The sequence below is a fragment of the Halomonas sp. IOP_6 genome, from assembly GCF_021151565.1.
Lineage (GTDB): Bacteria > Pseudomonadota > Gammaproteobacteria > Pseudomonadales > Halomonadaceae > Vreelandella > Vreelandella alkaliphila.
Genome location: NZ_JAIRBO010000001.1, coordinates 397,371 through 411,820, shown reverse-complemented (window position 1 = coordinate 411,820; position 14,450 = coordinate 397,371). Strand labels below are relative to the sequence as shown.

Annotated in this window: 13 protein-coding genes; 9 read left to right on the top strand and 4 right to left on the bottom strand. The window is 53.0% G+C overall.

Annotated elements, in window-relative coordinates; all coding sequences use genetic code 11:
- Positions 1–5 precede the first annotated feature (5 nt).
- Genes K7H08_RS01945 through K7H08_RS01935 form a run of 3 tightly spaced genes read right to left on the bottom strand, consistent with a single transcriptional unit; the run spans position 6 to position 3,227 of the window.
- Positions 6–1,613 carry a carboxyl transferase domain-containing protein gene (locus K7H08_RS01945; RefSeq protein ID WP_038485129.1) on the bottom strand — a complete coding sequence of 536 codons (1,608 nt, stop codon included), beginning with the start codon at positions 1,611–1,613 and terminating at the stop codon, positions 6–8.
- Between the two features lie 10 nt (positions 1,614–1,623).
- Complete coding sequence (locus tag K7H08_RS01940) at positions 1,624–2,793, bottom strand: isovaleryl-CoA dehydrogenase (protein ID WP_038485126.1); 1,170 nt, start codon at positions 2,791–2,793, stop codon at positions 1,624–1,626.
- 20 nt (positions 2,794–2,813) lie between these two features.
- Positions 2,814–3,227 (bottom strand): MerR family transcriptional regulator, encoded by a 414-nt coding sequence (locus K7H08_RS01935; protein ID WP_231657078.1) that lies wholly within the window; start codon positions 3,225–3,227, stop codon positions 2,814–2,816.
- A 360-nt stretch (positions 3,228–3,587) separates the two neighbouring features.
- On the opposite strand from K7H08_RS01935, the gene K7H08_RS01930 reads away from it, so the two are divergent.
- The 9 genes from K7H08_RS01930 (at position 3,588) to K7H08_RS01890 (ending at position 12,784) form a co-directional block, all read left to right on the top strand.
- Positions 3,588–4,376 carry an ABC transporter ATP-binding protein gene (locus tag K7H08_RS01930; protein ID WP_038485123.1) on the top strand — a complete coding sequence of 263 codons (789 nt, stop codon included), beginning with the start codon at positions 3,588–3,590 and terminating at the stop codon, positions 4,374–4,376.
- On the top strand, positions 4,373–5,122 hold the full coding sequence (locus K7H08_RS01925; RefSeq protein ID WP_038485120.1) for an ABC transporter ATP-binding protein: 750 nt from the start codon (positions 4,373–4,375) through the stop codon (positions 5,120–5,122). Before K7H08_RS01930 ends, K7H08_RS01925 begins: the two co-directional genes overlap by 4 nt.
- Before the next feature lie 136 nt (positions 5,123–5,258).
- Positions 5,259–6,482 carry an ABC transporter substrate-binding protein gene (locus tag K7H08_RS01920; protein ID WP_038485117.1) on the top strand — a complete coding sequence of 408 codons (1,224 nt, stop codon included), beginning with the start codon at positions 5,259–5,261 and terminating at the stop codon, positions 6,480–6,482.
- An 82-nt stretch (positions 6,483–6,564) separates the two neighbouring features.
- A complete protein-coding gene (locus K7H08_RS01915; protein ID WP_038485114.1) occupies positions 6,565–7,452 on the top strand; it encodes a branched-chain amino acid ABC transporter permease in 888 nt (295 codons plus the stop codon).
- Positions 7,453–7,454: 2 nt separating this feature from the next.
- Positions 7,455–8,447, top strand: coding sequence for a branched-chain amino acid ABC transporter permease (locus K7H08_RS01910; protein WP_038485111.1), 993 nt, complete (start codon positions 7,455–7,457; stop codon positions 8,445–8,447).
- 263 nt (positions 8,448–8,710) lie between these two features.
- Positions 8,711–9,865: an acyl-CoA dehydrogenase family protein gene (locus K7H08_RS01905; RefSeq protein ID WP_038485105.1), complete on the top strand. Its 1,155-nt coding sequence runs from the start codon at positions 8,711–8,713 to the stop codon at positions 9,863–9,865.
- 20 nt (positions 9,866–9,885) lie between these two features.
- Complete coding sequence (locus tag K7H08_RS01900; RefSeq protein ID WP_231657077.1) at positions 9,886–11,001, top strand: enoyl-CoA hydratase/isomerase family protein; 1,116 nt, start codon at positions 9,886–9,888, stop codon at positions 10,999–11,001.
- A 24-nt stretch (positions 11,002–11,025) separates the two neighbouring features.
- Positions 11,026–11,946, top strand: a complete 921-nt coding sequence (gene mmsB / locus K7H08_RS01895) for a 3-hydroxyisobutyrate dehydrogenase (protein ID WP_271909935.1) — start codon at positions 11,026–11,028, stop codon at positions 11,944–11,946.
- A 205-nt stretch (positions 11,947–12,151) separates the two neighbouring features.
- Positions 12,152–12,784, top strand: coding sequence for a glutathione S-transferase family protein (locus tag K7H08_RS01890; RefSeq protein WP_231657075.1), 633 nt, complete (start codon positions 12,152–12,154; stop codon positions 12,782–12,784).
- A 266-nt stretch (positions 12,785–13,050) separates the two neighbouring features.
- Here the strand turns inward: K7H08_RS01890 and K7H08_RS01885 are convergent, their stop codons facing one another.
- Positions 13,051–13,971, bottom strand: coding sequence for a ketopantoate reductase family protein (locus K7H08_RS01885; RefSeq protein ID WP_231657074.1), 921 nt, complete (start codon positions 13,969–13,971; stop codon positions 13,051–13,053).
- Positions 13,972–14,450 lie beyond the last annotated feature (479 nt).

Genomic DNA, 14,450 nt, shown 5'->3' with positions numbered 1-14,450 from the left:
CGCCCTTACATCCGGAACACGCCGAAGCGCGTCTCTTCTACTTCAGCATTCATGGCCGCGGCTAGAGAAAGCCCTAATACGTCGCGGGTTTGAAGTGGATCAATGACGCCGTCATCCCATAGGCGGGCGCTAGCATAATAGGGGTGACCCTGGTGCTCGTACTGGTCGCGAGTTGGCTGTTTAAATGCCTCTTCTTCCTCTTTGCTCCACTCGCGGCCATCGCGCTCATACTGCTCACGTTTGACCTGCGAGAGTACGCCTGCCGCCTGCTCGCCGCCCATTACCGAAATACGCGCGTTGGGCCACATGAAAAGCAGGTTGGGGTCATAAGCGCGACCACACATTCCGTAGTTACCTGCGCCAAAACTGCCGCCAATCAAAACGGTGAACTTGGGTACTTTGGCGCATGCTACGGCAGTCACTAACTTCGCACCGTGCTTAGCGATGCCTTCATGCTCGTACTTAGAGCCGACCATGAAGCCAGTAATGTTTTGCAGGAACACCAGCGGAATCTTGCGCTGGGCGCAAAGCTCGATAAAGTGCGCGCCTTTTACCGCGCTCTCTGAAAACAGCACGCCGTTGTTCGCCACGATGCCAACCGGATAGCCGTGGATATGTGCAAAGCCGGTTACCAAGGTGTCGCCGTAGTAGCGCTTGAACTCATCAAAGTCAGAGCTATCGACAATTCGACCAATGACTTCGCGAACGTCGTAAGGCTTTTTAAGGTCGGTGCCAACAATGCCGTAAAGTTCGCTGGGATCGAGTTTGGGAGGTTTGGGCGCTTGCATGGCTAATTTGCCGCGCTTTTGCCAATTTAAACGGGATACACAAGCGCGCGCCAACTGCAGAGCATGGGCATCATTTTCAGCGTAGTGGTCGGCTACGCCGCTGATTTTGGCGTGCACATCTGCACCGCCCAGGTCTTCTGCACTAATGTTTTCGCCCGTGGCCGCCTTCACTAACGGCGGGCCGCCCAGGAAAATCGTGCCCTGTTCTTTAACGATGATTGATTCATCCGCCATGGCGGGTACATACGCACCGCCAGCCGTGCAGGAGCCCATGACCACCGCTATTTGCGGGATGCCCTCTGCCGACATGGTGGCTTGGTTATAGAAGATGCGTCCGAAGTGATCGCGATCGGGGAACACTTCATCCTGGCGGGGTAAGAATGCGCCGCCTGAATCGACTAGATAGATGCACGGTAAACGGTGCTTACGGGCGATTTCTTGGGCGCGCAGGTGCTTTTTCACCGTGAGCGGAAAATACGTACCGCCTTTTACCGTGGCATCGTTGGCCACAATCACGCACTCAACGCCAGATACCCGGCCAATGCCCGTTACCACGCCTGCCGCAGGCACGTCGCTATCGTAAACGTGATGGGCTGCCAGGGCGGAAAACTCTAAAAATGGCGAGCCTTCGTCAATTAAGTGATCGATACGGTCACGCACAAATAGCTTGCCGCGGCTCTCGTGGCGTTCACGCGCCTTGGGGCCGCCACCTTGGGCGACGGCAGCGGTCAATTCTCGTAGCTTGGAAACTTCCCCCAGCATGGATGCTGCGTTGCTTTGAAAGACATCGCTGCGGGGATTGATCTGTGTAGAGAGTGTGCTCATGGCGCGGCCCTTACTTTGTTTCGGTGAAGAGTTCGCGGCCAATCAGCATCCGGCGAATTTCGCTGGTGCCCGCGCCAATTTCATACAGTTTGGCATCGCGCAGAAGGCGACCGGTGGGGTACTCGTTGATATAGCCGTTGCCGCCGAGCAGCTGAATGGCATCTAGGGCAACTTGGGTGGCTTTCTCTGCACAGTAAAGAATCACGCCCGCTGCGTCTTTACGCGAGGTCTGGCCGCGGTCGCAGGCTCCGGCAACGGCGTATAAGTAGGCGCGACAAGCGTTCAGCGTGGTGTACATATCCGCCACTTTACCTTGCACCAACTGGAACTCGCCGATCGACTGGTTGAACTGCTTGCGCTCATGAATGTAGGGCAGCACGACGTCCATGGCGGCTTGCATAATACCAATAGGACCAGCAGCCAGAACGGTGCGCTCATAATCCAAACCGCTCATGAGAACGCGAACCCCTTTACCGACCTCACCCAGTACGTTTTCAACCGGTACTTTGCAGTCTTGGAAAACCAGTTCGCAGGTGTTAGAGCCGCGCATACCCAGCTTGTCGAGCTTCTGTGCCGTAGTGAAGCCAGGCATGCCTTTTTCAATAATGAATGCTGTAATGCCTTTAGAGCCTGCTTCCGGGTCGGTCTTGGCATACACCACTAATACGTCGGCGTCAGGACCGTTGGTGATCCACATCTTGTTGCCGTTAAGGATGTAATGATCGCCATCCAGCTTGGCGCGTAGCTGCATTGACACGACATCAGACCCCGCACCTGGCTCTGACATTGCCAGTGCACCTACGTGGTCACCGCTGATCAGCTTGGGCAGGTATTTCTCTTTTTGTGCAGCGCTGGCGTTGATCTTTAACTGATTGACACACAGGTTTGAGTGCGCGCCATAGGAGAGTGCGACAGAGGCGCTTGCCCGGGAAATCTCTTCCATCGCAATACAGTGGGCAAGATAGCCCATACCACTACCGCCATCTTCTTCAGATACGGTAATCCCCAATAGACCCATGTCGCCAAACTTCTTCCACAGATCATTTGGGAATTCGTTGTTGCGGTCGATTTCAGCAGCGCGCGGGGCAATTTCGCTAGCGGCAAAGGCATTGACCTGCTCGCGCAGCATGTTCAGTTCATCGTCGAGGCCGAAATTGAGTTCTGAATAGTGTGAAAACATGGTCAATCACCTTGTCATTGTTAAAGGGAGCTTTTCGTCGTTAAAGAAGGTTTTTCATTGAGTTCTTCAAGAGCCTGGCGGCAGCGGATTTCAGCGCTTTCAAGTTCCAGCTGCACCATCGTGATGTCTTTCATTTGTTGTTCTAGAGCCGATTTACGCTCGCTGATTTTGCTTAGCATCAAATGCAGCTGCTTTTTGCTGCCGCTGCGGGTTTCATCCCACAGCTCAAAGAGTTCGCGAATTTCTGCTAAGGAAAAGCCGAGTCGTTTACCGCGTAGCGTTAATTTCAGACGCACGCGATCTTTGCTGCTGTAGATGCGTGTTTGGCCACGGCGAGCAGGGTGGAGTAACTCCTGATCTTCATAGAAGCGAATGCTTCGAGTGGTAACGTCGAACTCGCTGGCCAATTCACTGATCGTGTAGGTTTTGCTCATGATCATTGTTCTCGTCGATAGGGGAATGTCCCTATGGAACACTGACCATGAGGCTAAAACAAGTTTACGTTAACGTAAAGCAGTAGTTGTGCTTTTTTGTTTTCCTTGATTTTTTTATAAGCTATTGAAAAATAATAATTTAGATTGTTAATGTGAAGAAACGTTAAAGAAGCGTAGACCAAAGTTGTAATTGTAATACCCCTCAAGTGATTGCTAGTTTGCACCTACACCTTACGTTCAGGTAAGGGTGTGTTGCCGGCTAACGAGTTTCACTTGGTGACGCAGTTGGTGAAATGTCAGCACCCAACACCCGGATACAAGAACACCCGAACACAAGAACAAAAAGAGGCTTACCACTCCATGCGTGCAGACGATGTTCTTAATGGGCCAGTGCTCGAGACCAGAGGGCTGACCAAAGAATTCCGCGGTTTTACCGCCGTGGATGACGTTAATCTTCAAGTTCAGGAAGGGCATATTCACGCCCTGATTGGCCCCAACGGTGCTGGAAAGACCACCGTTTTTAATTTGCTAACCAAGTTTCTGCCGCCCACACGTGGAGAAATTCTTTATCGCGGTAAGCCCATTACCAGCAAGAAATCCAATGAGATCGCACAGCTGGGTCTCGTGCGCTCATTTCAAATTTCAGCGGTGTTTGCGCACATGACGGCGCTGGAAAACGTCCGAGTAGCGCTACAGCGTCAATTAGGCACATCGTTTCACTTCTGGAAATCAGAGAAGTCGCTAGATCACCTTAATGAGCGTGCGTTAGAGCTGCTTGATGAGGTAGGCCTGCGTGAATACGCCGATACATTAACGGTAGAAATGCCTTACGGCCGTAAGCGCGCACTGGAAGTTGCCACCACGCTGGCGCTTGATCCTACGATGATGCTGTTGGACGAGCCGACCCAGGGCATGGGGGCTGAGGATGTTGACCGTATCGTCGCGCTGATTAAGCGTGTCTCGAAAGGGCGCACCGTTTTGATGGTGGAGCACAATTTGAGCGTGGTTAGCAGGCTTTGTGACCGTATTACGGTATTAGCCCGCGGCGCAGTGTTGGCCGAAGGTAACTATGAAGAGGTTTCCCGCAATCCATTAGTGCGCGAGGCTTATATGGGCAGTGAAGCTGCTGAAGAGGAGGCTGCCGTATGAATACCGCTGAAGCCTATGAAACCAACGAGCTAGCCGATTCCCAAACGCTAGAAATGCTGAGAGTGCAAGACTTGCACGCTTTCTATGGTGAATCGCACATACTTCATGGCGTGAATTTCGATGTTAAGCGTGGGGAGCTGGTTACGCTGCTGGGTCGCAACGGCGCGGGACGTAGTACTACCCTGAAGTCCATTATGAATATGGTCGGGCGTCGCACCGGCTCGATTGTGATTAATGGCAACGAAACGCTGAATATGAAGGCGCACCATATTCCAAGGCTTGGTATTGGTTACTGCCCCGAAGAGCGCGGTATTTTTGCCAGCTTGGATGTGCACGAGAATTTATTACTTCCACCGACAGTTCGCTCTGGTGGAATGAGCCTAGATGAAATCTACGGCATGTTTCCTAACCTTTACGAGCGTCGCAGAAGCCAGGGGACGCGGCTTTCTGGCGGTGAGCAGCAGATGCTTGCCATGGCACGCATTCTACGCACCGGTGCGCGTCTTTTGCTGCTCGATGAAATTACCGAAGGCTTAGCCCCCGTTATTGTGCAAAAACTTGGCGAAGTGCTTATTCAACTGAAAGAGCGCGGTATGACCATTGTTCTGGTGGAGCAGAACTTCCGTTTTGCAGCGCCGCTGGCAGATCGCCATTTTGTAATGGATCACGGCCAAATTGTTGAAGAGATTAGCGCTGAGCAGCTTCCGTCACGTCGAGACCATCTCAACACTATGCTGGGGGTATAACGCCAATCTAGATCATAAACGCAGCATCAGCTTCGCAGTATGTGCACTACAGCATTAACAACACTAAACGCTCTGTAAGTATTTCATTCGTACGTCGTAACACAACAACAAAGGCCTCAAGGGCCAGGAGACGAACATGACCTTTATGAAAAAAACGCTGACCGCCAGCATCGCCGTTGCCGCCGCTTCTACTATGGCAGTCTCAACCGCTCACGCTGAAATTAGCGATAATGAGGTACGCATTGGTTATTTGGCAGATATGTCAGGTACTTACCGTGACTTAGCTGGCCCAGGTGGCGAAACAGCCATGGAAATGGCGGTTGCTGATTTTGGTGGCAGTGTTAACGGCTCGCCCATCGTGATTTTTAGTGCTGATGATCGTAACAGTGCCGACGTCGGTGCTAACACGGTACGTGAGTGGATCGACCAGCGTAACGTCGACATGGTGGGTGGCCTAGTGGCGTCCTCGGTGTCTATTGCCGTCACTAAAGTGCTTGAAGAAAACAATGGCCTGGGCATTGTGTCGGGTTCTGCGGCATCAAGCATTACCAATGAACACTGCACGCCAAACCACATCCACTGGGTTTACGATACTTACCCGCTGGCGAACGGTACCGCAAAAGCAGTCGTAGAGCAGGGCGGCGACAGCTGGTTCTTGTTAACCGCTGATTATGCGTTCGGCCATGCGCTGGAAGCTGATGTGACCAACGTAGTTGAAGCCAATGGCGGCGAGATTGTTGGCGGCGTGCGTCACCCGTTCCCGACAAGCGACTTCTCCTCTTACATCCTGCAGGCCCAAGGGTCTGGTGCGAAGATTGTTGGTTTGGCTAACGCTGGCGCCGACACTGTTAACGCGATCACCACCGCTAGCCAGTTCGGTCTCACGCAGAGCGGCCAGCAGCTAGCAGGCCTATTGATTTTCCTCAACGATGTTCACGCGCTAGGTCTGGAATCCACCCAAGGGCTGCTGCTAACCACTGGCTGGTACTGGAACATGGATGAAGAGTCTCGTGAATGGTCTGAGCGCTACTTTGAAGAAGTTGGCCGTATGCCCACCATGGTTCAGGCGGGTATCTACTCAAGCACCATGCACTACCTGAAAGCCGTAGAAGCAGCGGGAACCGACGACCCTGAAGTTGTACGCGCCCAGATGGCTGATATGCCTATTGAAGACTTCTTTGCGCGTAACGGCTCCATTCGTGAAGATGGTCGTATGATTCATGACATGTACCTTGCCCAAGTGAAAACACCGGAAGAGTCTACCGGTGAGTGGGATCTGTATGAAATCCTCAGCACCATTCCTGCCGATGAAGCCTACCGTCCGCTCTCTGATAGCCAGTGCAAACTGGTTCAAAACTAAGTCGAATAACAACCGCAAGTGACGTTAGAACTGGTTGGTGGCAACTTGCCACCAACCGCTTGACGGCGAGGAGAGTCATACAATGACGATGATATTCGGCGTGCCATTAGCCGTTTTCATGGGCCAGCTAACGCTTGGGCTTGTGAATGGAGCCTTTTACGCACTGCTTAGCTTGGGTCTGGCGGTCATCTTCGGCCTACTGAAGATCGTCAACTTTGCCCATGGGGCGCAATACATGCTGGGAGCCTTCGCCGCACTGCTAGGCTTTCGCTATTTAGGCATCAACTATTGGCTGGCGCTGTTTCTGGTGCCACTGGTGGTGGGTGGTTTCGGCATGTTAATGGAGCGCTTTTTACTGCGTCGCATTGCCCATTTAGACCATCTTTATGGACTGCTGCTCACCTTCGGGTTGGCACTAATTTTTGAAGGCACGCTGGTAAATTTCTTTGGCGTTTCGGGTGCGCGGTACGCGACTCCTGAAGCACTGCAAGGCGGCCTGAATCTAGGCTTCATGTTCCTGCCTACCTACCGTGCCTGGGTGCTGGTAGCGGCACTGGCCATGTGTCTATTTACCTGGTTTATGATTGAGCGCACCCGGTTGGGGGCTTATCTGCGTGCAGGTACTGAAAACTCCCAGCTGATGCAAGCGTTTGGGGTAAACGTACCGCTATTGATTACGCTTACTTATGGCTTTGGCGTAGCGCTAGCCGCTTTTGCGGGGGTGTTGGCAGCGCCGCTATATCCTGTATCACCGACCATGGGGTCAAGCTTGCTGATTGTGGTGTTCGCGGTGGTCGTCATTGGTGGAATGGGATCTATTCTAGGTGCGATTCTTACTGGCCTGGGTATGGGGATCATCGAAGGCTTAACCAAAGTGTATTACCCCGAAGCCTCCAATACCGTGATCTTCTTGGTGATGATATTGGTGCTCATGTTACGCCCCGCTGGGCTGTTCGGTAAGGAGGCATAACCATGGCAGACTCTCAAGCACTCAATGCGCCATCAGCCGTAAAAGAGCGACAGAAGCGGGCCAAAATGCGCCGTAACATGTTTTATATAGCACTCTTGGCCATCGGGTTAGTCGCTCCTTTTTTGGCCTATCCCGTTTTTCTAATGAAAATTCTATGCTTCGCGCTTTTTGCCTGCGCCTTTAATTTGTTGCTGGGCTATGCGGGGTTGCTCTCGTTCGGGCACGCGGCATTTTTAGCCACCGGTGGTTATGTTACCGGCTACTTGTTGGCAAGCTATCCAGGGCTAACGCCAGAGGTGGGGATTATTGCGGGCACCTTAATGGCAACCCTGTTAGGGCTGTTATTCGGGGTGCTTTCGATCCGGCGTCAGGGCATTTATTTTGCCATGGTGACATTGGCACTGGCTCAGCTGATGTTTTTCGTCTTTGTTCAGTCATCGTTTACCGGTGGTGAGGATGGTCTGCACGGCGTGCCACGCGGTGACTTGTTTGGTGTGATCAGTCTAAGCAGCAACTTGGCGATGTATTACTTCGTTTTTGCCATCTTCATATTTGGTTTTGCGCTAATCCAACGCACCGTGCATTCCCCCTTTGGGCAGGTGCTTAAAGCGATTCGTGAAAATGAGCCGCGTGCTATTTCGCTGGGCTACAACGTTGATGCTTATAAGCTGCTGGCGTTTGTGCTTTCTGCGGCGCTGGCCGGGTTGGCGGGGTCTACCAAAACCGTCGTGTTTCAGCTGGCGTCGCTAACCGATGCACACTGGCACATGTCAGGTGAAGTTATCCTAATGACGCTGCTGGGTGGGGTAGGCACACTGCTTGGGCCCCTTATGGGTGCGGGCATTGTGGTTAGCCTGCAGCACATTTTGGCACAGTCGCCGTTGGGTAACTGGGTAAGCGTCATTCTGGGGATTATCTTTGTTGTCTGCGTACTTAGCTTCCGCAGCGGCATTGTGGGTGAGCTCACCAAAATGTATCGCAAAAATTTCAAATAACCGGTTCTGTCCGATGATTGGGTGCCCTAGGGCACCCTTTTTTCTGCCCAAATCACGCCTCTACGCCAAAGGTAGTGAGCTAAGCCGGTTGCACCTGTCAGAGTAAGAATATAAGTTAACGTAAACGTCAACATTGCCAGTAAAGACGATAGCCAGTAAAGACAATTGCCAATAACGCCAACGGCTAATAAAGATAATAGCAAACGCCAAGCTGCCCAGCCTGCTCAAAGGCTGTTCAGCGACGCATGCTGCGGAGATTCGCCATGAATTTTGAGTTAAGTGAAGACCAGGTCGCTTTTTCCGATATGGCTCGGGCATTCGCCCAGAACGAGTTAGAGCCCCACGCTGCACAGTGGGATGCAGAAGCCTTCTTTCCTGTTGATGTTATCCGCAAAGCGGGGGAGTTAGGTTTTTGTTCACTTTACGCGCCAGCGCGCGTTGGCGGGCTTGGTCTTTCCCGCCTAGATGCCAGCATTATTTTTGAACAGCTTTCCATGGGCTGTACCTCAACCACCGCTTATCTCACCATTCATAATATGGTGACGTGGATGCTGGCTGACTTCGGCACCTCTGAAGCAGTGGAACAGTGGGGCGAAAAGCTCGCCACTGGCGAGTTGCTGGGTTCTTACTGCTTAACTGAACCCAATGCAGGCTCTGATGCGGCCTCGCTTAAAACCACCGCCAAGCGTGATGGCAATGACTACATACTCAACGGTAGCAAGATGTTTATCTCTGGCGCCGGCAGCACCGACTTTTTGGTGGTGATGGCGCGTACTGGGGGCGAAGGCCCCAGCGGCGTTTCTGCCTTTGCGGTTGATGCGAAAGCAAGCGGCATTAGTTACGGCCGTAAGGAAGACAAAATGGGCTGGAACAGTCAGCCAACCCGCATGATTACCTTTGAAGATGTGCGCGTTCCCGCCAACCACCTGTTAGGCAACGAAGGTGACGGCTTTAAAATTGCCATGAAAGGCTTGGATGGCGGTCGTATCAACATCGCTACTTGCTCAATCGGCACCGCCCAGCAGGCGATCAACAAAGCCCGTGAATATATGCTGGAGCGTAAGCAGTTTGGCAAGCGTTTGGCAGACTTCCAGGCGCTTCAGTTCCGTATGGCGGATATGGTTACTGAGCTTGTCGCGGCTCGCCAGCTAGTGCGTATGGCAGCCACAAAACTGGATGCTGGCCACCCCGATGCCACTACCTATTGCGCCATGGCTAAGCGCTTTGCGACTGATGTCGGCTTCAAGGTGTGTGATGAGGCGCTGCAGCTCTATGGTGGCAACGGCTACATTAAAGAGTATCCGATGGAGCGCTATGTGCGTGACTCTCGCGTACACCGTATTTTGGAAGGAACTAACGAAATCATGCGGCTGATTATTTCCCGTCGCGTGCTCTCTGATGGTGCCTCTGAGCTGTAGCCAACTACAAGGACAATGGAATGAGTAGCGTACTGTTTGCTGAACACGCCACCCAAGATGGCCATGTTATTGGCGAGATCAAGCTTAACGCCGAGCGTTCGCTGAATGCCTTGACGTTAGAGATGATTGAAGAAATTCTGCCGCGCTTGAAAGCGTGGCAAACCGACGAGCGAGTTGTTGCTGTTCTGCTGGATAGCGCCGGAGAAAAAGCGTTTTGCGCAGGCGGCGATGTCGTCAATCTGTATAAAGCGATTAAAGGTGACGGCGAACCAGATTTTCCTGAGCGCTTCTTTGAACACGAGTACCGCCTGGATTACCTGCTCCACACCTATCCCAAGCCGGTCATTTGCTGGGGCAGCGGTATTGTGATGGGTGGGGGAATGGGATTGCTTAGCGGTAGCAGCCACCGAATCGTGACGGAAACCTCTCGGCTGGCGATGCCAGAAGTGACGATTGGCCTTTACCCGGACGTTGGCGCTAGCTGGTTTTTAAACCGCCTGCCAAATGGTACCGGACGCTTTTTAGCCATGACAGGCAGCCAAATAAACGCGCCAGATGCCGTTCATCTCGGCCTTGCCGATCGCGCGATTGCTAGCCATTACCGCGCAGACCTTGCTCAAAAACTGATGGATGCCACCTGGGGAGAAGGAAAGCAAACTGACGCCCATGGTGTGGTTAACAGCGTGCTGCGCGAGTTTGAACAAGCGTCTCAAGAGGTATTTGCCGAGCTGGAATCGCCGGTTCAAAAATCCGCCGCATTGATTCGTGAGCTAATGGATCACGATACGGTTGAGCAAGCCGTGGATGCCGTATTGGCGGTTCGTAGTGATGACAAATGGTTCAGCAAAGCGCAGAAAACGCTTTCCCACGGCAGCCCCGTATCAGTGAAGCTGATTGATGAGCAGCTAAAGCGTGCCAAGCACATGTCGTTGGCTGAGGTGTTTCAGTTTGAGCTGGCGCTTTCAGTGCAGTGTTGCCGCCATCAGGAGTTCCCCGAAGGCGTACGTGCGCTGTTGGTCGATAAAGACGGTAAGCCTGCCTGGAAATACTCAGATGTCGCGTCCGTCGAACAAACTTTTATCGATGAGCTGCTGGCTTCGCCGTGGCAAAAGAGCCCTCTGGCGGATCTTCACTAAGCTATTTCTTCAACCCATTTCCCCATCAATTTTCTAACAAGGACAATAAAGATGACCACTGTTGCGTTTATCGGTTTAGGCAATATGGGCGGCCCCATGGCGGCCAACTTGGCGAAAGCGGGCTTTAACGTTCGCGCGTTCGATCTTTCTAAACAAGCCTTGGAAACAGCTAAATCCCAAGGCTGTGAAGTAGCAGCCTCTGCAAAAGCAGCGGCCACCGACGCAGATTTTATTATTTCCATGCTGCCCGCAGGCAAACATGTGCGTGGGCTGTATGTGGATGGCGACGAGCCGCTGTTTGATGTCATCAAAAAGAGCGCTCTGGTGATTGACTGCTCGACTATTGATGCGGATACCGCCCGCAGCGTGGCTACCGCTGGCGCTGAGAAAGGTGTTGGCTTTGTCGACGCGCCTGTGTCTGGCGGGGTAGGCGGAGCGCAGGCCGGCACATTGAGCTTTATTGTGGGCGGTAGCGCGGCACAATTTGAACAGGCTAAGCCCGTGCTCGAGGTGATGGGTAAGAATATCTTCCACGCCGGCGACCACGGTGCAGGTCAGGTGGCCAAAGTGTGCAACAACATGCTGCTTTCCATTCTGATGGCGGGCACCTGCGAAGCGATCAATATGGGCGTGAAAAATGGCCTGGACCCAGCGGTGCTTTCCGAAATCATGAAACAAAGCTCTGGAGGAAACTGGGCGCTAAACGTTTACAACCCGTACCCCGGCGTGATGGAAAATGCCCCCGCCTCGAAGGGCTATCAAGGCGGCTTCCAGGTAGACCTGATGATTAAAGACCTGGGTCTCGCCATGGATGTTAGCCAGCAAAGTGCCTCACCAGTGCCCATGGGCTCTGCCGCACGTTCGCTATTCACCCTGCATAAAGCAGGTGGCAACGGCAAACTCGACTTCTCCAGCCTGCTGCAGTTTTATCAAGATAAGGAGTGAGGCCTAAGGCGTGAATGAAAAATGGTGAGGAGCAAGTGGTGGTGTAGCGCGTGGTAACGAGTTTTGCGCGGAACGATCAACATGAGGCACCCGCGAGAGGGCGGCATAAGCCGCCCCTTGCCACTGGCCTCAAGGGCGGGCACACTCATTCTCTTCGCTATTCTCAGATGTATGCTCAGATGTATGCTCAGATAAAAGGACTGCCATGATTACGCTTTGGGGCCGCAATAACTCGACTAACGTCAAAAAAGTACGCTGGGTACTCGAAGAACTCGGATTGACGTTTGAGCAAATTCCGGCAGGAATGCAGCACGGGGTCAACAATACTCCGGCATACTTGGCCATGAACCCCAATGGGCTAGTGCCGCTACTCAAAGACGACGCTACCGATAGCGTGTTATGGGAATCCAACACCATTATCCGCTACTTGGCTGCGCAGTATGGCCAAGGTAACTTATGGATAGATGACCCCGCCAAGCGCGCCCAGGCAGAGAAATGGATGGACTGGGCGAACAATACGCTTTCGCCCAGGCACCGCGTTATTTTGCAGGGGTTCGTAAGAACACCGCCGGAAGAGCGTGATAACGATGCTATTGATGCCGGAATGCTAGCCTGTGAAAGGTCATTCGAACTGCTAGATAACGCGCTGGCAAACCAAAGCCAACCCTGGTTTTCCGGCGATGAATTTGGCCTCGGCGACATCGCCTTAGCGCCTTTTATCTATAATTTATGGAACATTGGGTTAACCTGGCAGCGGCGCCCCAGCCTGGAGCGCTGGTACCAACAGCTTGCAGAACGCCCCGCCTTTCAGAACGTAGTGATGATTCCTGTAACGTGATATAGATAGCGGCCCTTCCTGATGAAGGGAGGGCGCTTTAGCGCGCTACAGTTTGCTAATCAGCAAAATACACGGGCTTTATCGTGCATTTATGCGATGGAGCATACGGGTTTCGTAGTGCGTGGTAAGCGAAGCGCACCCGCAATGGCAGCCCGGCGCAGCGGTTGTAAGTGGCACAGCACAGCCCTGACAGCACCGTAAATAAGGGCAATTTAATATTGTGGGAGGGCGCTTTAGCGCGCGATGATTTAGCCACTAAATTTTCCCTAAAACTCCGCCTCCAATTTAGCCAATTCGCTATCGAGCTCCTTCAACACCCCACACGGCAAACCATGGCGCTCGGCGCTATCAATCAACGGCCCTAAAATCGCCCCGCGCTCGGTGGGACGCCTGGCCTCAACATCCTGCAACATCGAGGCCTTATTGTTAGCGGTGTTCTCCACCACCTGCCACACAAGCGCCAACCACGCGTCTTCACCTTCGCCACCATTCGGGGGGGCAATGTTTTCCTGCTTTAGAATCGCCGCGACCTCTTTGACCACCGCTGCCAAACGGCCTGCATAAGCATCACCGCGCAGCTCACCATTGCGCACGCCATTGAGCGCGACCAATGGGTTTATCGCCGCATTCACCGCCAATTTTTGCCACAAGCGTTGGCGTATATCGCTCACCGCCGTTGCGGTAAAGCCTGCCTCACTCAATAGCGCCGCTAACGTCTTCTCCAATCCCGCGTGCTGATTATCTAAATCACCAATAAAAGTCGGCCCGCGCCCTGCGTGAACCACGCCATCATCTCCAGTGAGATAAGCGCCCTGAGTAGTGGTCGCGCACAGCACTGGCCCAGGCCACGTTTGTGTAATACGTGGTTGTGCTAAAAAACCGTTTTGCCACAGCACCAGCGGAGTCGTGGGCGCAACCACATCAGCAATGCTGGCAAGCGCCGCCTCGGCGGCCATGGCTTTGGTGGTGAGATGTACAAACCCAGGTGCGGGCAGTGGATGAGAGATCAGTTCCGCAACCGTAACGCTCTCCAGCCGCTGAGTTCGTTCTTCACCTTCAGGGGTGGTCAGGCGTTGTTGTTGAGGCAGTGCACGTCGGCCAATCAAAGTGGCGTCAGTGAAGGGTGAAAGCGAATGCGCCAACAGGCGACCAATGGCCCCAGGGCCAAGTATCCAATGGGAAGTCATCGTTGATTTTTAGCCATTAGCAGCGGTGTTGCCGCCAAGCTTACCGTGTTCAGCATAAGGAAATGAAGCCGAGGTGAGCAGTTGCTTCACCGTAGCAAGACGTAACGTGCCGATGCAGTTGACCGTGCTAGCCTTGCTTCACCGCATTGGTTTTTTGTTTTGGTGATAGAAGCTAAAGGGCGTTATGAGCGAATAGGCTCTAGGCGTGGCAGAAGACCGCAATGCGCGGCTAATGACTAATGACGGGGCTGAGGTTTATCTGCTAGCGTTAAGGCTAAGAAGATTTTGTTTGAGAGGCTGAGACGCGCCTCAGGGGAGAGGAAGGCTTGTGCGAAGTGGTATATGCAATATCGGCTTTCGACCCTGAGCGGACTTCGCTGAGACCGGATATTCATAAGTGCCTTTGGCTCACAATGCGCGTTTTTCTGGCAAAGCGCATCGCGTAGACGGCATTTATTTCTCTAAATTTCAATGCATTA